The organism is Pseudomonas sp. GD04058 (genome assembly GCF_029836855.1).
Lineage (GTDB): Bacteria > Pseudomonadota > Gammaproteobacteria > Pseudomonadales > Pseudomonadaceae > Aquipseudomonas > Aquipseudomonas bharatica.
Map to the genome: position 1 here is coordinate 87,795 of NZ_JAOECN010000018.1, position 20,628 is coordinate 108,422.

General features: G+C 63.0%; 17 protein-coding genes. 13 read left to right on the forward strand and 4 right to left on the reverse strand.

Translation table 11 applies throughout. The features are described from left to right. Positions 1-22 precede the first annotated feature (22 nt). Complete coding sequence (locus N7650_RS16365) at positions 23-778, reverse strand: hypothetical protein (protein ID WP_279899119.1); 756 nt, start codon at positions 776-778, stop codon at positions 23-25. Positions 779-1,006: 228 nt separating this feature from the next. On the opposite strand from N7650_RS16365, the gene N7650_RS16370 reads away from it, so the two are divergent. From N7650_RS16370 to N7650_RS16410, 9 genes are all read left to right on the forward strand, one after another. Further along, complete coding sequence (locus N7650_RS16370; protein WP_009404077.1) at positions 1,007-1,984, forward strand: dipeptidase; 978 nt, start codon at positions 1,007-1,009, stop codon at positions 1,982-1,984. A gap of 75 nt (positions 1,985-2,059) precedes the next feature. Continuing rightward, complete coding sequence (locus N7650_RS16375) at positions 2,060-2,590, forward strand: 4-vinyl reductase (RefSeq protein WP_009404079.1); 531 nt, start codon at positions 2,060-2,062, stop codon at positions 2,588-2,590. Positions 2,591-2,607: 17 nt separating this feature from the next. Continuing rightward, on the forward strand, positions 2,608-4,668 hold the full coding sequence (gene dgcA / locus N7650_RS16380; RefSeq protein ID WP_009404086.1) for a dimethylglycine demethylation protein DgcA: 2,061 nt from the start codon (positions 2,608-2,610) through the stop codon (positions 4,666-4,668). Positions 4,669-4,809: 141 nt separating this feature from the next. Then, positions 4,810-6,756 carry a dimethylglycine demethylation protein DgcB gene (dgcB, locus tag N7650_RS16385; RefSeq protein WP_064303706.1) on the forward strand — a complete coding sequence of 649 codons (1,947 nt, stop codon included), beginning with the start codon at positions 4,810-4,812 and terminating at the stop codon, positions 6,754-6,756. Further along, positions 6,756-7,979 carry an electron transfer flavoprotein subunit alpha/FixB family protein gene (locus N7650_RS16390; protein WP_279899120.1) on the forward strand — a complete coding sequence of 408 codons (1,224 nt, stop codon included), beginning with the start codon at positions 6,756-6,758 and terminating at the stop codon, positions 7,977-7,979. The genes dgcB and N7650_RS16390 overlap by 1 nt, the downstream gene beginning before the upstream one ends. 15 nt (positions 7,980-7,994) lie before the next feature. After that, positions 7,995-8,765 carry an electron transfer flavoprotein subunit beta gene (locus tag N7650_RS16395; RefSeq protein WP_279899122.1) on the forward strand — a complete coding sequence of 257 codons (771 nt, stop codon included), beginning with the start codon at positions 7,995-7,997 and terminating at the stop codon, positions 8,763-8,765. Between the two features lie 693 nt (positions 8,766-9,458). Then, positions 9,459-10,340, forward strand: coding sequence for an RHS repeat-associated core domain-containing protein (locus N7650_RS16400; RefSeq protein WP_279899124.1), 882 nt, complete (start codon positions 9,459-9,461; stop codon positions 10,338-10,340). Further along, positions 10,340-10,744, forward strand: coding sequence for an RHS repeat-associated core domain-containing protein (locus N7650_RS16405; protein WP_279899126.1), 405 nt, complete (start codon positions 10,340-10,342; stop codon positions 10,742-10,744). Before N7650_RS16400 ends, N7650_RS16405 begins: the two co-directional genes overlap by 1 nt. 516 nt (positions 10,745-11,260) lie before the next feature. Beyond that, positions 11,261-12,106, forward strand: a complete 846-nt coding sequence (locus N7650_RS16410; RefSeq protein ID WP_279899128.1) for an RHS repeat-associated core domain-containing protein — start codon at positions 11,261-11,263, stop codon at positions 12,104-12,106. A gap of 57 nt (positions 12,107-12,163) precedes the next feature. Here the strand turns inward: N7650_RS16410 and gbcA are convergent, their stop codons facing one another. Next, positions 12,164-13,453 carry a glycine-betaine demethylase subunit GbcA gene (gene gbcA / locus N7650_RS16415; protein WP_064303700.1) on the reverse strand — a complete coding sequence of 430 codons (1,290 nt, stop codon included), beginning with the start codon at positions 13,451-13,453 and terminating at the stop codon, positions 12,164-12,166. A 282-nt stretch (positions 13,454-13,735) separates the two neighbouring features. Between gbcA and gbcB the strand changes: the two genes are divergently transcribed. After that, the gene (gene gbcB, locus N7650_RS16420; protein ID WP_009404105.1) at positions 13,736-14,839 is read left to right on the forward strand and encodes a glycine-betaine demethylase subunit GbcB; all 1,104 of its coding nucleotides are present in this window, start codon (positions 13,736-13,738) and stop codon (positions 14,837-14,839) included. Between the two features lie 2 nt (positions 14,840-14,841). On the opposite strand, the gene N7650_RS16425 is transcribed toward gbcB, so the two are convergent. Both N7650_RS16425 and N7650_RS16430 read right to left on the reverse strand, forming a co-directional pair. Further along, positions 14,842-15,678, reverse strand: coding sequence for a hypothetical protein (locus tag N7650_RS16425; protein ID WP_279899131.1), 837 nt, complete (start codon positions 15,676-15,678; stop codon positions 14,842-14,844). A 339-nt stretch (positions 15,679-16,017) separates the two neighbouring features. Further along, entirely contained in the window at positions 16,018-17,643 is a 1,626-nt protein-coding gene (locus tag N7650_RS16430) for a methyl-accepting chemotaxis protein (protein ID WP_009404109.1), read from the reverse strand. 273 nt (positions 17,644-17,916) lie between these two features. Between N7650_RS16430 and N7650_RS16435 the strand changes: the two genes are divergently transcribed. From N7650_RS16435 to N7650_RS16445, 3 genes are all read left to right on the forward strand, one after another. Next, the gene (locus tag N7650_RS16435) at positions 17,917-18,144 is read left to right on the forward strand and encodes a hypothetical protein (protein WP_064303696.1); all 228 of its coding nucleotides are present in this window, start codon (positions 17,917-17,919) and stop codon (positions 18,142-18,144) included. Then, positions 18,141-18,443, forward strand: coding sequence for a cell division protein ZapA (locus N7650_RS16440; protein ID WP_064303695.1), 303 nt, complete (start codon positions 18,141-18,143; stop codon positions 18,441-18,443). Before N7650_RS16435 ends, N7650_RS16440 begins: the two co-directional genes overlap by 4 nt. A gap of 249 nt (positions 18,444-18,692) precedes the next feature. Then, a partial coding sequence (locus tag N7650_RS16445) for a methyl-accepting chemotaxis protein (RefSeq protein ID WP_279899136.1) occupies positions 18,693-20,628 on the forward strand: 1,936 nt, incomplete at its 3' end.

The following is a 20,628-nucleotide window of genomic DNA, read 5'->3' on the forward strand; positions in this document are numbered from 1 at the left end:
GCGATAGGGCCCGGAAGAACAGTCAGAGGCTCAGATTTGCCACGAACTGGCTGGCATTCCTCCCCAGCTTCTCGATCACCGCGCCGCGCACCTGCTCGTACGCCTGCACATTCAGCACCGCCGTCTGTGCCGAGCGGAAGATCTGCACTTCGTTGTTCTGGAAGTTGATGAACAGGAAGCTGTTGTTGCTGACATTGCGGATCAGTTGCACGCAATTCATCAGCATGGTCACGTCACCCGCGGCATTCTGCGAGCAGGGCAGGATCTGGAAGGTGCCGACATGCCCGGCATTGCTGTGGTTCATGAACAGCTCCAGGGCATGGGGCTGCTTGCGCAGCGACTCCAGGGTGCGCCGGGCGATGGGGCTGAAGGCCGAACCTCCGACGACGCCTTCGATGATTTCGATGATGACGTCATTCATGCAGAACGACGCCTGGCTCGGGTGGAAACGCAGCAGTTCGGTGTGCGACAGGGTCCAGCCCAGCTTGCCCAGGCCCTCGGTATAGAACCCGAACCATTCCTCGCGCTGCCGCGCCTTGTCGAAACGCTTGTTCGCCGCCAGTTGCATCAGCAGGGTGCTGTTGAGCACATCTTCCCGGGCCTGGCGGGTCAGGCCGGCGACGAAGGACAACAGGCTGTCGCCGGCGACCACCGCACTGTCGCTGGATGGACCAGGAGCGTCGGGCTCATCCGGCGGGCTTTGCAGCAGTGGACGCACTACGTTGGTCGCGATTTCCAGCGAGGCGATGAATTCCAGCTGATCGGTCAGGTTGTTCATGGGTGACTCCTGTCATTAAGGGAGCCGCAGACACTAGTGAAATGCGCGAACCATGGCAGTCGGAGGGCCTTCCACGACCCTTCCCGCCACCCTTTGTCGCCCTTTGACGCTTTCGGCAATTCCCCTGTCGTTTTTGCATCGGGACGACAATCACCCGAGGCATATGCTGACCCCCAATAGCGCCGGCAGACGATTCGGCGCGCGATTGCCAATAAAGGGGACAGCCTGATGAGCCCAGCCGAACTACACGCCGACAGCATCGTTATCGACGGTCTGATCATCGCCAAGTGGAACCGCGAACTGTTCGAGGACATGCGCAAGGGCGGGTTGACCGCGGCCAACTGCACCGTGTCGGTCTGGGAGGGCTTCAAGGCGACCGTGGACCAGATCGCCGCGAGCCAGAAGCTGATCCGCGAAAACAGTGACCTGGTGATGCCGGTGCGCACCACCGCCGATATCCGCAAGGCCAAGGAGCTGGGCAAGACCGGCATCCTCTTCGGTTTCCAGAACGCGCACGCGTTCGAAGACCAGATCGCCTACGTGGACGTGTTCAAGCAGCTCGGCGTGGGCATCGTGCAGATGTGCTACAACACCCAGAACCTGGTCGGCACCGGCTGCTACGAGCGTGACGGCGGGCTGTCGGGCTTCGGTCGCGAGATCGTCGCCGAGATGAACCGCGTTGGCATCATGTGCGACCTGTCGCACGTAGGCTCGAAGACCAGCGAGGAAGTCATCCTCGAATCGAAGAAGCCGGTGTGCTACTCCCACTGCCTGCCTTCGGGCCTGAAGGAGCACCCGCGCAACAAGTCCGACGAGGAACTGAAGTTCATCGCCGACCACGGCGGCTTCGTCGGCGTGACCATGTTCGCGCCGTTCCTGGCCAAGGGTATCGACTCGACCATCGACGACTACGCCGAGGCCATCGAGTACACCATGAACATCGTCGGTGAAGACGCCATCGGTATCGGTACCGACTTCACCCAGGGCCATGGCCAGGACTTCTTCGAATACCTGACCCACGACAAGGGCTACGCCCGTCGCCTGACCAACTTCGGCAAGATCATCAACCCGCTGGGCATCCGCACCGTGGGCGAGTTCCCCAACCTCACCGAAACCCTGCTCAAGCGCGGCCATTCCGAGCGCGTGGTGCGCAAGATCATGGGCGAAAACTGGGTGAACGTTCTCAAGGATGTCTGGGGCGAGTAAGCCTCCGAAGCCTCTCTATCGAACCCCCGCATCAGGGCGGGGGCAGCCAATACATATTTCTGGAGTTGAGTTTCCATGGCCAAGATCGCCCCGCAATTGCCAATCGAAGTCGACAGCGAGACCGGTGTCTGGACCAGCGATGCCCTGCCGATGCTCTACGTACCGCGGCATTTCTTCGTCAACAATCACATGGGCATCGAGGAAGTGCTGGGCGCCGAGGCCTATGCCGAAATTCTCTACAAGGCCGGCTACAAGTCCGCCTGGCACTGGTGCGAGAAGGAAGCCGAATGCCACGGCCTGGAAGGTGTGGCGGTGTTCGAGCACTACATGAAGCGCCTGTCCCAGCGCGGCTGGGGCCTGTTCAAGATCCAGGACATCGACCTGGATAAAGGCACCGCCAGCGTCAAGCTCGAGCACTCCGCGTTCGTCTACGTCTACGGCAAGGTCGGGCGCAAGGTCGACTACATGTTCACCGGCTGGTTCGCCGGGGCCATGGACCAGATCCTCGCCGCTCGCGGCAGCAACATCCGTACGGTCGCCGAGCAGGTCTACGGCGGTTCCGAAGAAGGCCACGACGACGGCCTGTTCATCGTCAAGCCGTTGTAAGTCGAGGAGCACCCGCCATGGCGTTCGAAGCTATGTTCCAGCCGATCCAGATCGGCAAACTGACCATCCGCAACCGTGTGCTGAGTACCGCGCACGCCGAGGTCTATGCCACCGACGGCGGCATGACCACCGAGCGCTATGTGAAGTACTACGAAGAGAAGGCCAAGGGCGGCATCGGCCTGGCCATCTGCGGCGGTTCTTCCGTGGTCGCCATCGACAGCCCGCAGCAGTGGTGGTCGTCGGTCAACCTGTCCACCGACCGGATCATCCCGCACTTCCAGAATCTTGCCGACGCCATGCACAAGCACGGCGCCAAGATCATGATCCAGATTACCCACATGGGCCGTCGCTCGCGCTGGGACGGCTATCACTGGCCGACCCTGATGTCGCCGTCCGGCATCCGCGAACCCGTGCACCGCGCCACCTGCAAGACCATCGAGCCGGAAGAGATCTGGCGGGTGATCGGCAACTACGCGCAAGCTGCCCGCCGCGCGAAGGAAGGCGGCCTGGACGGCGTCGAGCTGTCTGCCGTGCACCAGCACATGATCGACCAGTTCTGGAGCCCGCGGGTCAACAAGCGCACCGACGAATGGGGCGGCAGCTTCGAAGGCCGCATGAAGTTCGGCCTGGAAGTGCTCAAGGCGGTGCGCGCCGAGGTCGGGCCGGACTTCTGCGTCGGCATGCGTATCTGCGGTGACGAATTCCACCCCGATGGCCTCAGCCACGAGGACATGAAGGAAATCGCCAAGTACTACGATGCCACCGGCATGGTCGATTTCTTCGGCGTGATCGGCTCGGGTTGCGACACCCACAACACCCTGGCCAACGTGATCCCCAACATGAGCTACCCGCCGGAGCCGTTCCTGCACCTGGCGGCGGGCATCAAGGAAGTGGTCAAGGCCCCGGTGCTGCACGCGCAGAACATCAAGGACCCGAACCAGGCCACGCGCATCCTCGAAGGCGGCTATGTCGACATGGTCGGCATGACCCGTGCGCACATCGCCGACCCGCACCTGATCGCCAAGATCAAGATGGGCCAGGTCGACCAGATCAAGCAGTGCGTCGGTGCCAACTACTGCATCGACCGCCAATACCAGGGCCTGGATGTGCTGTGCATCCAGAACGCCGCGACCTCCCGTGAATACATGGGCGTGCCGCACATCATCGAGAAATCCACCGGGCCGAAGCGCAAGGTGGTGATCGTCGGTGCCGGCCCGGCGGGCATGGAGGCGGCGCGGGTCGCTGCCGAGCGTGGCCACGACGTGACCCTGTTCGAGAAGAAGGAGCAGATCGGCGGGCAGATCACCATCGCCGCCAAGGCCCCGCAACGCGACCAGATCGCCGGTATCACCCGCTGGTACCAACTGGAGCTGGCACGCCTGAAGGTGGATCTGCGCCTGGGCACCGCGGCGGATGCCGACACCATCATGGACCTGCGCCCGGACATCGTGGTGCTGGCGGTGGGCGGTCATCCGTTCATGGAGCAGAACGAACACTGGGGCGCTGCCGAAGGGTTGGTGGTCAGCAGTTGGGACGTGCTCGACGGCAAGGTCGCGCCGGGCAAGAACGTGCTGGTCTACGACACCATCTGCGAATTCACCGGCATGTCGGTGGCCGACTTCATCGCTGACAAGGGCAGCCAGGTCGAGATCGTCACCGACGACATCAAGCCGGGCGTGGCCATCGGCGGGACCTCGTTCCCCACCTACTACCGCAGCATGTACCCCAAGGAAGTGATCATGACCGGCGACCTGATGCTGGAAAAGGTCTACCGCGAGGGCGACAAGCTGGTGGCGGTGCTGGAGAACGAATACACCGGGGCCAAGGAAGAACGGGTGGTCGACCAAGTGGTGATCGAGAACGGCGTGCGGCCGGACGAAGCGCTGTACTACGCGCTCAAGGACGGTTCGCGCAACAAGGGCCAGATCGATGTGGAAGCCCTGTTCGCCATCCAGCCGCAGCCAATCCTCGGCCAGGCTGGCGACGGTTACCTGCTGTACCGCATTGGCGACTGCGTGGCGCAGCGCAATACCCATGCGGCGATCTATGACGCCTTGCGCCTGTGCAAGGACTTCTGATCGGACCTTGATCGAGAGAGCGGCACGGACCCTGTGGGAGCTGGCTTGCCAGCGATAGCGGTAGTGAATTCACCATTGCAATCGCTGGCAAGCCAGTTCCCACAGGGTACGCGCCAACTCCAACCCGAGTGGGAGCTTCCCATGCTGAACGTTATCCTCCCCGTCCTGCTGTTCGCCGCCCTCGGCCTGGCCGTGCTCGGCGCCGTGCGGCGCGTGCGGATGTGGCGCCAGGGCCGGCCGTCGCCGGTCAACCTGCTGGCCGGCCTGCTGGCCATGCCGCGGCGTTACCTGGTCGATCTCCACCATGTGGTGGAACGCGACAAGTACATGTCGAAAACCCACGTGGCTACCGCTGGCGGCTTCGTCCTGTCCGCCGTGCTCGCCATTGTCGTCCACGGCTTCGGCCTGCACAGCAAGATCCTCGGCTACGCCCTGCTGGCGGCGACAGTGCTGATGTTCTGTGGTGCCCTGTTCGTCTTCAAGCGCCGCCTCGACCCGCCTTCGCGGTTGTCGAAAGGCCCCTGGATGCGCTTGCCGAAAAGTCTGCTGGTGTTTTCCGCCACCTTCTTCATCGCCACCCTGCCGGTAGCCGGCATCCTTCCCGAAGGCTTCGGTGGCTGGTTCCTCGTCGGCCTGCTGGGGCTGGGGGTGATCTGGGGCGTGTCCGAGCTGTTCCTCGGCATGACCTGGGGCGGCCCGATGAAACACGCCTTCGCCGGTGCCCTGCACCTGGCCTGGCACCGCCGCGCCGAGCGCTTCGGCGGCGGCCGCTCCACCGGTCTCAAGCCGCTGGACCTGGAAGACCGCAGCGCGCCATTGGGCGTGGAAAAACCCAAGGACTTCACCTGGAACCAGTTGCTCGGCTTCGATGCCTGCGTGCAGTGCGGCAAGTGCGAAGCGATGTGCCCGGCCTTCGCTGCCGGCCAGCCGCTGAACCCGAAGAAACTGATCCAGGACATGGTCATCGGCCTGGCCGGTGGCACCGACGCGCAGTTCGCCGGCAGCCCGTACCCTGGCAAGCCGATCGGCGAACACGGCGGCCATCCGCACCAGCCGATCGTCAACGGCCTGGTGGACGCCGAGACCCTGTGGTCCTGTACCACCTGCCGGGCCTGCGTCGAGGAATGCCCGATGATGATCGAGCACGTCGATGCCATCGTCGACATGCGCCGCCACCTGACCCTGGAAAAGGGCGCCACGCCGAACAAGGGCGCGGAAGTGCTCGATAACCTGATCGCCACCGACAACCCCGGCGGCTTCAACCCGGGCGGGCGCATGAACTGGGCCGCGGACCTGAACCTCAAGGTGCTCTCGGAAGTGAAATCCACCGAGGTGCTGTTCTGGGTCGGTGATGGCGCCTTCGACATGCGCAACCAGCGCACCCTGCGCGCCTTCGTCAAAGTGCTGAAAGCCTCGGGCGTGGACTTCGCCGTGCTCGGCCTGGAAGAACGCGACAGCGGCGACGTGGCCCGGCGCCTGGGTGACGAAGCCACCTTCCAGACCCTGGCCAAGCGCAACATCCAGACGCTCGCGAAATACCGTTTCCAGCGCATCGTCACCTGCGACCCGCACAGCTTCCATGTGCTGAAGAACGAATACGGCGCCTTTGGCGGCGAGTACCTGGTGCAGCACCACAGCACCTACATCGCTGAACTGCTGGACGCCGGCAAGCTCAGCCTCGACGCACACAAGGGCGGCAGCGTGACCTACCACGACCCGTGCTACCTGGGCCGCTACAACGGTGAATACGAGGCGCCGCGCCAGGTGCTGCGCGCCCTCGGCATCGAGGTCAAGGAGATGGAGCGTTCCGGCTTCCGTTCCCGCTGCTGCGGTGGCGGCGGCGGTGCGCCGATCACCGACATCCCGGGCAAGCAGCGCATTCCCGATATGCGCATGGAAGACATCCGCGAAACCGGCGCCGAGGTGGTGGCGGTAGGTTGTCCACAGTGCACGGCCATGCTCGAAGGCGTGGTCGAACCCCGGCCTCTTATCAAGGACCTGGCCGAGCTGGTGGCCGACGCCCTGGTGGAAAGTGCCGCGCCGAGCAAGCCGGCGCCGAGCAAACGTGAACCTGCGGAGGTGCACTGATGAGCGACATTATTCGCCGCGACCCGCGTGCCGAATGGATCGCACGCAACCGCCTGCATCCGCTGCATGCGGCCATGCAGGTCAAGCAGGACAGTTGGATGGGGCCCAACGGCGTCATCCGCAAGAATCCCCACGCGGTCGGCTTCATCGGCCCGAACGGCCTCAAGCGCATCGACCGCAGCGGCGCCCAGCAAGGTGGTGGCAGCAGCAAGCGCAGCGCGGCGGCCGAGGTACAACTGCCGCTGCACCAGGTCACGGCGCCGGCGTTCTATATCGCCGTGGTCCCGGACATGGTCGGCGGTCGCCTGAGCAGCCACGACCGCGATCTGCTCGGCCTGGCCCACAGCCTGGCCGGCAGCGACGGTGCGGTACTGGCCGTTGTGTTCGGCGAGCACAAGGAAAGCAACTTTGGCGGCAATGGTGTCGACCGCCTGCTGCTGATCGACGGCGAGCAGTTCGAGGGTTATGCACCGGAACAAAGGGTGCAGGGCCTGCGGGCTGTGGATAACCAGTTTTCGCCACGCCACTGGTTGCTGCCTGACAGCCGTACCGGTGGTGGCGAACTGGGCCGGCGCTTTGCCGCCGCCTTGGGCGAACGCCCGGCGACGCGGGTCTGGCAGGTCAAGGACGGGCTTTCCAGCGGGCGCGCCGGTGCTGGCCAGCAGGACCTGGTGCGCAATCTGCCACGCCTGATCCTGGCCGCCGCCGAATGTGCCGAACCGGTCAGCGAAACCCGCCATGAAGCCTTGCCGGTGGAGTTGTCCACAGGCGTGGCGCGGAGCCTGTCGCGGATCGAGGACCTCGGCCCGGTGGCGGTGGACCCGGCGGCCATTGCCATGGCCGAGGCCGAGTTTATTGTCTCCGGTGGCAACGGGGTCAAGGACTGGGCGCTGTTCCACCGTGCCACGGCAGCCCTCGGCGCCACCGAAGGCGCCTCGCGGGTGGCGGTGGACGACGGCTTCATGCCGCGCAACCGCCAGGTGGGTGCCACCGGCACCTGGGTTACCGCGCGGGTCTATGTGGCCGTAGGTATTTCCGGGGCGATCCAGCACCTGCAGGGCATCGGCGCCTGCGACAAGGTGGTGGCGATCAACATGGATCCGGGCTGCGACATGATCAAACGCGCCGATCTCTCGGTGATCGGTGACAGCGCAGCGATCCTCCAGGCCCTGATCGAGGCTGTGGACAATTTCCGCAACGGCGCCCGGCGCGACGCGGCATAAGGGCAGGGCAACGTCATGAACACGAAGATCATCAGCCTGGTATCGGTCGGCGCCCACCCCACTTCGGGGCGCAGCCGCCGCGCCGAACAGGACGCCCGCGCGGTGGAACTGGGGCTGCAACTGGCCGGCGACAGCCTGCGGGTAGTGCATGCCGGCGACCCACGGGAAGAAGCCTTGCGCGCCTACCTGGGCATGGGCCTGGAGAAACTGGAGGTACTGGAACAACCGGCCGGTGCCGATGTGCTCGAACCGCTCGGTGATTACCTGCGTGAAGCCGGAGCGCAACTGGTGCTGACCGGCAGCCAGGCGGAAACCGGCGAAGGTTCGGGGATGCTTCCGTACTTGCTGGCCGAACGCCTGGGCTGGCCTTTGGTGGTAGGGCTGGCCGAGGTGGAATCCATCGACAATGGCACTGCGCAGGTGCTGCAAGCCTTGCCACGCGGGCAGCGCAGGCGGCTGAAGGTGCGCCTGCCGTTTCTCGCCTCTGTGGATAACGCCGCACCGAAGCCCCGCCAGAGCGCTTTCGGCCCGGCCCGACGCGGCGTGCTGGCGCCTCACGAGGTGGAAATCGTCGACGACGAACTGTTCGAAAGTGCCGAATTGCTGCCGGCCAAGCCGCGGCCCAAGCGGCTCAAGGTGATCAAGGCGAAGAGTGGCGCGGACCGCATGAAGGCCGCTACGGCCAAGGCCAGTGGTGGCGGCGGTCAGCTGCTCAAGGATGTCAGCCCACAGGCGGGCGCCGAGGCGATTCTCAAGCTGCTGGTAGAGGAAGGCGTGCTGCGCTGAGCGTTGTGCACAAAGTCTGTTGGCGGCTCTGTGGATAAAATGTTGGTCACCCTCTGGAAGCCTTGCTCTGCAAGGCTTTCGCGTTTCTGGTCATATATCGTACAGCTCAGATCCAGGAATGCGCGCTGTTGATCAGCCTTGGGCAATAGGAGTTGCCCACAATCCTTGTTGGCGGTTCTGTGGATAAACTGTTCTTTCAAAAAATAAGTTCATGTAAATCATGTACTTATATGGTTTGATCAAAATATGTTCAATTGTTCGAAAAAATCCGGTCAGATGCTCTATAGCCCAGGTAAATCGGAGGTTTTCGACCTTATCCACAGCTCATGACACGGAATGAAAAGTTTCACACAAAGTCTGTTGGCCCCTTTGTGGATAAGGTGTTCGCTGAGCGCTGAAGGCCAGGTTTTACAAGGGGTCGAGCGAAGTGGTCAAAAATTGATCGGTTTACCTCTGTGCGGCCAGCGTGCACCCCGGGCGCTTTCCACAGGGGTTGCCCACAATAGCTGTGGGTCGAGCTGTGGATAAAATGTTGCCAAGGTGGTTTTGTTCAGCAAATGCGGGGGCCTGCGAGGGTTGTTCAAAAAATGCACAGCCGTACTGAGGGCCCCGCTACCTGATAGAACTGTCAGTAGTGCTCGTCCCGGATCAAGGCGTAAGGTTAAACGAGGGATTACCTGCGTGAGGTTCAGCATGCCGACTTTGCCCGCCGTCCGGACTGATCGAACAGTGCCTGATGCAACCCGCGCCGCCTTCAACGGCCAGGTTCTCGAGCCTTGGGGTTGCTATCTACCAGGCAATGGTTATCGGGCCTACAATCCGATCCTGTTGCGTTTCCACGGCCCGGACCGCTGGAGTCCCTTCCAGCGCGGCGGGCTCAATCCCTATGCCTACTGCTCCGGTGACCCGGTGAACGCCGTGGATCCGACCGGACGCTGGGAAGAAAAGATCACCCCCCTGCTGTCGCTGGGGCTGAACATGATGCTGTTCAGCCTGGCTGCCTACGCATTGCGCAGCACGGCGCCAGCCATGCAAAAACGCGCGCCGCTGACGGCTACCTATATCAGCTTCAGTGGTTCCCTGATCGGCATGTATGGTTCCGTCGAGCAACTGCTGGGCAATCCCGAGGGCAGGTACCTCAACTGGCTAGGCACATCGTTGTCGACCATCTCGGCCGCGACGCGCGTCTGGCTCGCGCGGAGGGTGGACCGGCAGGATCGCTTCAACGAACGCATTCAGGTGATGCGTGACAAGATGTACAGGGAATCGAACGTCAAGTATGTGCCGCCGGCTTCCCCGCCCCAAACACCCGTTCCGCTCCGCTCGGTCACTCCGCCCGCGAGCACGCCCCCGGCCAATCCGGTACAGCGGACACCGCCGCCGCCGCGTGAGCAGTCGGCTTCTCCGATTTCCAGTATTCCTTCGCATGTGTCGGGTTCGCCGCGCTCGGGATCGATAGTCAGCGTTGCGTCGACCAGCAGTCGAGATTCGGTAATTGGAGATTTACCGAAGATCAACCGGGATATTCGTGGGCAGCGCAAGCAAAGCGTGCGCTTCTTCGCGACCAACTATTGATGAGCAGACCATTCTCACAACCTGGCTTCAACGGCCACCACCTGGAGGCTGCGGGTTGGTATCACCTGGGCAACGGCCACCGGGTCTACAGCCCGTTGCTCATGCGCTTTCACTGCCCGGACCGACTGAGCCCGTTCGGCGCGGGGGGCTTGAATGCCTACGCCTATTGCCTGGGCGACCCGGTCAATAGAAGGGACCCGACGGGACGCGCGACAGAAGATATTCACATCGTGAGTCTGGTCGTTGCTGGTATATCCATCGGCTACGGGTTCATGTCTCTCATCGTTCCTCCGCTGGCCAGGCTGGCGCGCCCTGGCTCCCGCGTGCATGGCTGGGCTTCGATGGGCCACCTCTCAGCTCGTCCCCGGGGGGGCTGGATGCCGCTGCTACCATTGCCGGAATAGCAGGGGGAGGACTCGGGGCCGCGGCCACCAAGCTGAGCATGGAGGACCCGGAGTCACGCTTGGCGAAGGACCTTACTCATATCAGCCTGTACACAACGCTCGGCGTACTGGTCACCGGTAGGCTGGTTGTGGGGGTGACGCCTGCGAAAGACTTCACCTCCCATCGCTGGCGCACCGTGGGCAAGTTCGTCCATGGTCCGAAAAAAATCGAACGGAACGAGCAGCCCAGGTTGAATGTAGCGTCGATGAACGATCCGGATATCGAAATGAGGAATCTCTCGTCGAGGCGGGCCACCCCTCCAATCTTGCCGGAGATGCAGTCGCAACAGCAGGTCGTGCAGAGGCGTAGCGGGCGTACCGCAGAGTATTTCCGGCGACTATGGCCAACGCGGGGCAGTTGGAATCGTCCCGAGTAGGTCGGGTGCGGGGCGTAGCTGACCTGGCATTTCTGCCAGTTTCGCTAATGTGCTCGAAGTACTAACCTGATCAAGCGTTATATTCTCATCGAGGTGGCCCATGAGCCCCAGTAATGAATCTGACCGAAACCCTGTTGTCGCGCTACCGCGTGTCATCGGCCGGAATAGCACTGCATCGGCGGCTCGGGTTCAGGCTTTTGTCGGCAATATTGCTTATGACCTCTATGGTGTCCCTTTCTCCGAGCAAGTTATCCGCTGTCATCTGCACTTCAATGGCGAACTCAGAGAGCCGGCGTTGACAGCCTATGCATTGGGAGCCGGAAACCGCCTGTACAATCCGATCTTGATGCGTTTTCACACTCCTGACCCTGAAAGCCCCATGGAGGCGGGCGGCCTGAATAGCTATGCCTACTGTGGTGGCGATCCATTGAATCGCATCGATCCCGATGGCCACGCCTTCGTGCTGATGGGAAGCTTGAGAGCATTGGTGCAGAGGACTGCGCGTTTTTGGCAAGGAGGAACGATATCGTCGAACCGCAGTGCCAACGCACCTTCTGCGGTGGTGAACCTGTCGCGCGCGGAGCCGGGAACGTCAGCAAGGGTTTCAGCGTTGAGGGTTACGGCCGCCCATGACACGATCAAACCTTCCACTAGTACCTACAAGATCAGCCGGTTACCGACTGAAGAAGCACAGGCGAAGGTCATGCCTGGAGTCATGGAACTTATGCAAGGCGCGTACGGAGCTCAGCCTTTGGGATCTGTGAAATCACGATTGTGGCTTTCGTGGTCAGTGCCTCGACCGGCGGTTCCGCCCGTACGCTCCAGATCCGTTTTTGCTGATCGAGGTGCAGACAGGATCACCAGGATGTCCCGCAATCTCCGGACCATCATGTACTGGAACAGGAGGCATGCGGGCGACGCCGCGAAAGCGCGAGGCAAGCCATAGTAACGTGGGAAAGCGTAGCCTCGTCGAGGCTACGCTTTTCTGGCCCAGGTAAAGCCCTTACTGCACCGAAACATCCTTCAGATAAGGCGCCGGCTCCGCCCCCAGGTTGTTCAACACCCGCTGGCTGTACCAGTCGATGAAGTTGACCACGCCGAACTCGTAGGTTTTCGAGTACGGGCCTGGCTGGTATGCGGTGGAGTTGATGCCACGCTGGTTTTCCTCGGCCAGGCGACGGTCCTGGTCGTTGGTGGCGTCCCACACTTCGCGCATGCGCTGCGGGTCGTAGTCCACGCCTTCCACGGCGTCCTTGCGCACCAGCCACTTGGTGGTGACCTTGGTTTCCTGGGCACTGATCGGCCACACGGTGAAGACGATCATGTGGTCGCCCATGCAGTGGTTCCACGAGTGCGGCAGGTGGAGGATGCGCATCGAGCCGAGGTCGGGGTTCTGGATCCGGCCCATCAGCTTGCTGCAGGCCTGCTTGCCGTCCATGGTCATGGACACGGTGCCCTTGAGCAGCGGCATGCGCACGATACGGTTGCGCAGGCCGTGGCTCTTGTGCAGGTAAGGGATCTTCTCGGCTTCCCAGGCGGCGGCGGAGGCGGCGACGTGGTCCTTGAACGACTGGGTCGCGCGCGGATCGTTGGTGTCGTCCCATTCGAGCAGGGTGTTGAGCAGTTCCGGGTGCGAACCGCTGCAGTGGTAGCACTCGCGGTTGTTTTCCAGGACCAGCTTCCAGTTGGCCTTTTCCAGCAGGGTGGTCTGCACGGCCACCTTGGTGTTTTCCATGTCGTACGGTTCCATGTAGTGCGCCAGCGTGGCGAGGAACTCGTCGATGGCCGGCGGGTTTTCCGCCAGGCTGATGAAGATGTAGCCGCCGGCGACCTTCACATGCACCGGTTTCAGACCGTACTGCTTCATGTCGAAGTCGGCGCCCATTTCGGTGCCGGCGAACAGCAGGCGGCCGTCCAGCTCGTAGGTCCATTGGTGGTACGGGCAGACCAGCTTGGCCACCTTGCCCTTGTCGCTGGTGCACAGGCGCGAGCCGCGGTGGCGGCAGACGTTGTGGAAGGCGTGGACCTGGCCCTCGGCCCCGCGTACCACCATGATCGGGTTCTTGCCGATTTCCAGGGTGAGGAAGTTGCCCTTGGCCGGGATTTCGCAGGTCATGCCGGCGATCAGCCACTCCTTGTGGAAGATCTCCTGCATGTCGATCTGGAACAGGCGCTCGTCGGTGTAGAAGGGTTGCGGCAGCGAGAAGGTGCGCTCGCGGTTCTGCAGCATTTCGGCGGTGGCCTTGCGTGCTGGTTCCAGCGGATCGTCCAGGCTCAGGGTGGTGACGTCCATCGTGCGTGTCCTCATGGCCTCGGTGGGCCGGCGAAAGTGGCTAATCGTTGTTATGCGACGCAGGGCATTTGTGCAGGGATCATTTGCGACGGAGTGTGCGATTGCCGACGACGCGAACCATATCCATGGGCGACATGATCGAATCCGTTTCCGACGCGCCAGCCCTTGTCGGCAGGGGCTGGTCGCGATAAGCACGCCGATGTCGTGAACAGGTAAGTGCAGCGCCGATGGCTTGCGCATTATCGGCATCATCAGGCCGCAGTCGGCCGTGGAGACCCGAGCATGTCCAATACCTTCCTCAACCCGGTGACCACCCAGACCTGGGCCAACGGCCGCCATATCGTTCGCTGCGTCAAGGTCATCCAGGAAACCTGGGACGTGCGCACCTTCTGCTTCATGGCCGACCAGCCGATCATGTTCTTCTTCAAGCCGGGCCAGTTCGTCACCCTGGAGCTGGAAATCGAAGGCCAGCCGGTTATGCGTTCCTACACCATTTCCAGCTCGCCATCGGTGCCCTACAGCTTCTCGGTGACCATCAAGCGCGTGCCGGGCGGCAAGGTTTCCAACTACCTGCACGACACCCTGCACGAGGGCCAGGAACTGGCGGTGCACGGGCCGGTCGGGCTGTTCAACGCCATCGACTTCCCCAGCCCGAAGGTCCTGTACCTCAGCGGCGGCGTCGGCATCACCCCGGTGATGTCCATGGCCCGCTGGTTCTACGACACCAACGGCAACGTCGATATGGTCTTCGTGCACAGCGCGCGCTCGCCGAAGGACATCATCTACCACCGCGAGCTGGAGCACATGGCGTCGCGGATTCCTAACTTCAGCCTGCACATCATTTGCGAGAAACATGGCCTCGGCGAGCCCTGGGCCGGCTATCGCGGCTACCTGAACCACAAGCTGCTGGAACTGATGGCGCCGGACTTCATGGAGCGCGAGATCTTCTGCTGCGGCCCGACGCCCTATATGACCGCGGTCAAGCGCCTGCTCGAAGCCGCCGGCTACGACATGAGCCGCTATCACGAGGAGTCCTTCGGTGCGACGCCGCCGGAGGCCAAGGCCGACGCGGTGGAGCATGCCGAGCAGGCAGCGGAAGCGGCAGAGGAAATCACCGCCAGCGATATGCACCTGGTGGAGTTCACCGCCACCGGCAAGAGCAGCCGCATCGTGCCCGGCGAGACCGTGCATGCCGCTGCGGCCAAGGTCGGCCTGATGATTCCCAAGGCTTGCGGCATGGGTATCTGCGGCACCTGCAAGGTGCTCAAGCTGGGTGGCGAAGTAGAGATGGAGCACAACGGCGGGATCACCGACGAGGACGTCGCCGAAGGCTACATCCTGTCCTGCTGCAGCGTGCCGAAGGGTGATGTGCGGATCGAATACTGAGGTCAGTACAAGGGAACCCAGGTCAATAGCAGCGACATCACGAAGCCCGCGAGCAGCAGCACGCGGGCTTTGGTTTTTCTGGGCCTGGCGGCGAGTGCGGTGACCAGCGCACGGCCCTGCACGGCCATGGCCCCGAGCATGCACAGCGCCAGCAAGGCCAGGGTGGCGCTACCCAGCCCGGGGATGATCCGTTCGCCCAGCAGGCGCAGGCTGAGCACCGTATCCACGGCGGGAATGGCCGAGGCCATCAGGGCGCCGAGGCACATCAGGCCCAGCGCTGGCAGGCTCAGGCCGAGGTAATGTGCCGGCCCCTGGTTGACCAGCGCAGGCAACAGGATCTGCCAGAGTGTCGCCGCTACTGCCAGGGAGGCGAAGGCCGACCAGGCAAAACCCGGCTGGCGTTGTGCCGTATCGGCTTCCAGCAACAGCGGAGCGGCGAAACCCAGCAGCACCAGGACCAGCGCCAGCAAAGGTGCCAGCAATGTGAGGAGCCGATACAGCAAGGGCGGGCCAATGAATGCCAGCAATGCCGACAGGCTTACCGCCAGCAGCAGCCAATGCTGGGGTGTTCCGGGCAGCAGGTGAATGGCCATGCGCGCGAGGATCTGCAAATGCACGGTGTGCAGAACCAAGGCCAGCGGCAGCAGCAGGATTGCACAGGGGATGAAAGGCTGCCGGCGCGAGACCAGGCTGCCGAGCAGTATCGCCGGAATGATCGCCAGCACCGACTGCCAGAAGCCCAGGCCCTGCAGTGGGCCGAGGAAGCCGATGGCGAGCGGGCCGGGGAGATAGTTGCTGGCGAACCAGAAGGCGATGCTCTGGCGGGGCTGGGTGTGCATGGTGGGGCTGGCGTACTCGTCAGGTTCGAGCGCGCGAGGGTAGGGGATGTCGAGGCGTTTTACCGGGGGGAAATGATTCAAAACGTGCAGGGGAAAAAGGCGGGGGATTACCGGGGATTAAGCGGTTTCCGGGGGATTTCGCGAAGATTTGTAGGAATTGGTTTTGCGAGGGTGTAGGTGGTGCTCCAGGGATGCCGGATTGTGTGGTGAATTCCTAGTATCACTGTCGATATTCATGGCCTCATCGCTGGCAAGCCAGCTCCCACAGGTCCAGCGGTGCACGCGGTCACTGTGGGAGCTGGCTTGCCAGCGATAGGGTCATCACAGACGAAGCAGGTCTCAGACCCTGAACCGCCCCACCAGGTTATTCAGGTCTACCGCCAGCCGCGACAGCTCGGCACTGGCTGCGCTGGTCTGGTGGGCGCCGGTCGCCGATTGTACCGACAGGTCATTGATGTTCACCAGGTTGCGGTCCACTTCCCGCGCTACCTGGGCCTGCTCTTCGGCGGCGCTGGCGATCACCAGGTTGCGCTCGTTGATCTGCGCCACGGCACCGGTGATGGTATCCAGCGCGCTACCGGCACCACGGGCGATGTTCAGGGTCGACTCGGCGCGTTCGGTGCTGTTGCGCATGGAGCTGACCGCCTGCTCGGTTCCGCCCTGGATGCTGCTGACCATGCGTTCGATTTCCTGGGTGGATTGCTGGGTGCGGTGCGCCAGCGCCCGGACTTCATCGGCGACCACGGCAAACCCGCGACCGGCCTCGCCGGCCCGCGCGGCTTCGATGGCGGCGTTGAGGGCGAGCAGGTTGGTCTGGTCGGCCAGGCCGCGGATCACGTCCAGCACCTTGCCGATATCCCGCGACTGTTCGGCCAGGTTGCCGACCAGCACCGAGGTGCTTTGCACGTCGGTGCTCATGCGTTCGATGGCGCTGACGGTCTCCAGCACCAGGTCGCGGCCGTCGGTGGCGGAGCGGGTGGCTTCGGCCGAGGCTTCGGAAGTGCTGACCGCGTTGCGCGCCACTTCTTCCACGGCGCTGGTCATCTCGGTGACCGCAGTGGCCGCCTGCTGGATTTCATTGTTCTGCTGTTGCAGGCCGCGGGCGCTTTCCTCGGTGACGCTGTTCAGCTCTTCGGCGGCCGACGCCAGTTGGGTGGCAGAGCCGGAAATCTGCTGCAGGGTGTCGCGCAGCTGCTCCTGCATGGTCGCGATGGCCTGTTGCAGGCGGGTGGCTTCATCCTTGCCCTCGGGGCGGATGCTTTGGGTCAGGTTGCCGCTGGCAATCTGCTCGGCGACGCCCAGCACTTCGCTCATCGGCCTGACGATGCTGCGGGTCAGGACGATGGCACAGAGGAAGGTCAGCACCGTGGCCGCGACCAGCAGGGCGATGACCAGGGTAAAGGCATTGGAATACTGATCGGCGGCCGTCTGGTTGATGTCGCGGGTCTGCTCGGTATTGATCTTGACCAGCTTGTCCACGGTGCCCGTAATCAGCTCCATGTTCTGCAACAGGTCACGGTTGATCATCTCGCGGATCGCCGGGAGGTCGTTGGCCTGGGAGAGCTGGACCATGCGCGTTTCCAGCTGGCGGTACTGGCCGAGGGCCTGGACGAACTGGTTGTACACGGCCTGTTCTTCGTCGCTGGCGATCAGCGGTTCGTAGATTTTTCGCGCGGCATCGATCTGCGTGTTGCGCTCGTTCAGCTGGCTGTAGGTGGTTTGCAGCAGGTCCGCTTCGCGGTTGATCATCAGGCGATAGGACAGGGTGCGCAGGCGCAGGGTGTACAGGTTGATCTGGTCAAGGGCCTTGATACTCGGCACCGTGACCCGCTCGATCGATTGGCCGGCCTGGCGGATGTCGCTCATCTGGTGCAGGGCGAAGATGCCCAGGGTCAGCATTAGCGTGCCGATCAGCGCGAAGCCCAGCAGTGCACGCGGGGCGATGTTCATATTGCGTAAGGACATGGTTCGTATCCAGGCTCGGGAAGGAACGCGATCCATGCGCAAAGTTGGGGTGTTCTTAATGCCTATCGGTAAACGGCGGGCGGACTTGAGGCTTTGTCGGACAAAATCATTGGCCGCTGATCGCGCTTTGTCCGACCGGAGGGGGGAACCGAGTGGCCCATGTCGGGTCAATGTGCACCAACGCGGGGCTCTGGCCCCGATATTTCTGGCGGGTCGGGCATGTTTTCTTTATCGTGTGCGCCCCCGATTTACCCCTCCCTGGAGAAGGTCACCATGCTGGACACCACCCTGAGTCAACTGGAACAACTGGTCAGCGAACTGCTGCAGAAAAATCAGCAACTGGCCGAGCGCAATGCCCAACTGGACAGCGAGCTGGCCCAGGCCCGGGACGAGAACGAAAGCCTGCAACTGAGCCTGATGGAGCAGGAAGAGAAGTACGCCGGCACCAACGCCCGCATCCAGGCCCTGATCGAACGTGCCAGCGGTACCGTCGGCGCATGAACGAATCCGCGAAGACGATCAATGTCGTCTCGATCATGGGCAACGACTACTCGATCAAGGCCCCGGCGGGCCAGGAGCAGGTGCTTGCCGACGCGGTGCGGATGCTCAAGGCATCCCTGGCCGAAACCAAGCGCAGCTACCCGTCGCTGATCGGCGACAAGCTGCTGGTTCTGGCGGCCTTGAACCTGTGTTCGCAGCAGATCGCACTGCAGCAGGCGCACCAGCAAACCCTCGACCGTTATCAAGAGCAAGTCAGCGCCACGGTCGATGCAATCAGCCAGGCAATCGAAAACGCCTGATTTCCCACTGATTCAGCAGACCCCTGTGGGAGCGGGTTTACCCGCGATGACGTCGGTGAGTCCACCACCGTAATCGCGGGTAAACCCGCTCCCACAGGGTCCGCGTAACGGCTTATTTCTTCTTCTTTCTCTCTTTCCCTACTTTTGCAGGGGATATTGTCTTGCCCGCCTGGAAATATCGTATACCTGTGTTGTATACAATTGGCCTGTCATTTGCACTACAGGCTTTTATTTCCTTGAGGAACACCCATGCACTTCTGGCGGCGCAGTATCCAATGGCAATTGATAGCAAGCATGGGCGCAGCCCAGTTGGCGAGCATCCTGATCGTGGTGGCGATCTATACCGTGGCGGTCAACCGCCTGACCGAGCGTTACCTGGTGGACACGGCGCTGCCGGCCAGCATTGAGGCGATTCGTAACGACATCGAGCGCATGCTGGCCAGGCCGCTGACCGCAGCGGCCGATATCGCCTGGAACCCCATGCTGCGCGACTGGCTGGCAGCCGGGGAAGATCCGGCGCAGACCCCGGCGGTGGTCGAATACCTGGACACCCTGCGCGACAAGAACAAGGCCTTCACCTCGGTCTATGCCTCGACCCTGAGTAACCACTACTACAACGAGAAGGGCCTGGACCGCACCCTTAGCCGCAGCAACCCCGCGGACAAATGGTTCTACGGCTTCATCGACAGCGGCAACCAGCGGGTGCTCAACATCGATACCGACACCAGCACCGGCGAACTGGCGCTATTCATCGATTACCGGGTGGAAAAGGACGGCCGGCTGGTCGGTGTGGGCGGCCTCGGTCTGCGCATGACCGAGTTGTCCGAACTGATCCACGATTTCAGCTTCGGCGAGCACGGGCGGGTGATGCTGGTGCGCAACGATGGCCTGATCCAGGTTCATCCGCAGACCGAACATGGCGGCAAGCGCCAACTGGCCGAGCAGATTGGCGAAGCGGCGGCGCAGGCCATCCTGCTCAACAGTGATGGCTTCGAGAACGTGAGCTTCGAGCGCGACGGTGAAACCTGGCTGGCCCTGAGCCTGCCACTGCGGGACCTGAATTGGCGGCTGGTGGCAGAAGTGCCGCAGGCGCAGATCTATGCGCAGGTGAAGCAGACCGTATGGCTGACCAGCCTGACCGGCGCCGCCGTGGCCCTGTTGTCGCTGCTGCTGGTGGTGTGGTTGGCGCGAGGCATCGTGCGGCCGCTGCGCCAGGTCACCGCAGCGCTGGGCGCGATCGGCGATGGCGGCGGCGACCTCAGCCATCGCCTCGACGAGAGCCGGCGCGATGAACTGGGTGACCTGGCCCGTGGCTTTAACCGCTTCCTCGACAGCCAGCGCAAGCTGATCGGCGAGGTACTGCGCACCAGCGAAGAACTGCACAAGGCGGTGGGGCAGGTGATCCATGTGGTGGTCAGCACCGCCGAGCGCTCGTCGCAGCAGCAGGCGATGACCGAGATGGTCGCTACCGCCGTGCACGAGATGGGCCTGACCGTGCAGGAAATCGCGCAGAACGCCGGGGAAGCGGCGCACGCCTCGCAGACCGCCCGGGACGAAGCCTTGCAGGCACGCAGCGTGGTGCAGCGCTCGATCGCCCATATCGAAGGCATGTCGGGCGAGATCGGCACGGCGGCCGGGGCCGTCAGCCAACTGGCCGAGGAGGTGGCGTCGATCGACAAGGTGCTGGCGGTGATCCGCAGCATTTCCGAACAGACCAACCTGCTGGCGCTCAATGCGGCCATCGAAGCGGCGCGGGCCGGGGAGATGGGCCGTGGTTTCGCCGTAGTGGCCGACGAAGTGCGCACCCTGGCGCAGCGCACGCAGGTGTCCACGGGCGAGATCCAGCAAATGATCCAGCGCCTCAAGCAGGGCACCGGCACGGCGGTGGACTCGATGCATGCCGGGCAGGCGGCGACGGGGACGGGAGTGGAGTCCAGCCAGTTGACCGGTGCATCGTTGACCACCATTACCGGGCAGGTCGAGCGGATCAGCGATATGAACCTGCAGGTGGCAACGGCGACCGAGGAGCAGTCGGCGGTGACCGAAGAGATCAACCGCAATGTGCAGGGGATTTCCGAACTGGCCCGGCAGACGGCGGTGGAGGTGCAGGGCTGCCGGCAGGATTGCGAGGCCTTGCAGCGGCTGGCGGATGACCTGGCCCGGCAGATGGGCGGGTTCCGGCTCT

Bases quoted from the DNA above. Each gene is read 5' to 3' on its own strand.
- N7650_RS16400 (WP_279899124.1), top strand. From the start codon at position 9,459: ATGCCGACTTTGCCCGCCGTCCGGACTGATCGAACAGTGCCTGATGCA.
- N7650_RS16405 (WP_279899126.1), top strand. From the start codon at position 10,340: ATGAGCAGACCATTCTCACAACCTGGCTTCAACGGCCACCACCTGGAG.
- N7650_RS16390 (WP_279899120.1), top strand. From the start codon at position 6,756: ATGAGCGACATTATTCGCCGCGACCCGCGTGCCGAATGGATCGCACGC.
- N7650_RS16410 (WP_279899128.1), top strand. From the start codon at position 11,261: ATGAGCCCCAGTAATGAATCTGACCGAAACCCTGTTGTCGCGCTACCG.
- dgcB (WP_064303706.1), top strand. From the start codon at position 4,810: ATGCTGAACGTTATCCTCCCCGTCCTGCTGTTCGCCGCCCTCGGCCTG.
- N7650_RS16375 (WP_009404079.1), top strand. From the start codon at position 2,060: ATGGCCAAGATCGCCCCGCAATTGCCAATCGAAGTCGACAGCGAGACC.
- N7650_RS16370 (WP_009404077.1), top strand. From the start codon at position 1,007: ATGAGCCCAGCCGAACTACACGCCGACAGCATCGTTATCGACGGTCTG.
- dgcA (WP_009404086.1), top strand. From the start codon at position 2,608: ATGGCGTTCGAAGCTATGTTCCAGCCGATCCAGATCGGCAAACTGACC.
- gbcB (WP_009404105.1), top strand. From the start codon at position 13,736: ATGTCCAATACCTTCCTCAACCCGGTGACCACCCAGACCTGGGCCAAC.
- N7650_RS16365 (WP_279899119.1), bottom strand. From the start codon at position 778: ATGAACAACCTGACCGATCAGCTGGAATTCATCGCCTCGCTGGAAATC.
- N7650_RS16430 (WP_009404109.1), bottom strand. From the start codon at position 17,643: ATGTCCTTACGCAATATGAACATCGCCCCGCGTGCACTGCTGGGCTTC.
- N7650_RS16425 (WP_279899131.1), bottom strand. From the start codon at position 15,678: ATGCACACCCAGCCCCGCCAGAGCATCGCCTTCTGGTTCGCCAGCAAC.
- gbcA (WP_064303700.1), bottom strand. From the start codon at position 13,453: ATGGACGTCACCACCCTGAGCCTGGACGATCCGCTGGAACCAGCACGC.
- N7650_RS16395 (WP_279899122.1), top strand. From the start codon at position 7,995: ATGAACACGAAGATCATCAGCCTGGTATCGGTCGGCGCCCACCCCACT.
- N7650_RS16435 (WP_064303696.1), top strand. From the start codon at position 17,917: ATGCTGGACACCACCCTGAGTCAACTGGAACAACTGGTCAGCGAACTG.
- N7650_RS16440 (WP_064303695.1), top strand. From the start codon at position 18,141: ATGAACGAATCCGCGAAGACGATCAATGTCGTCTCGATCATGGGCAAC.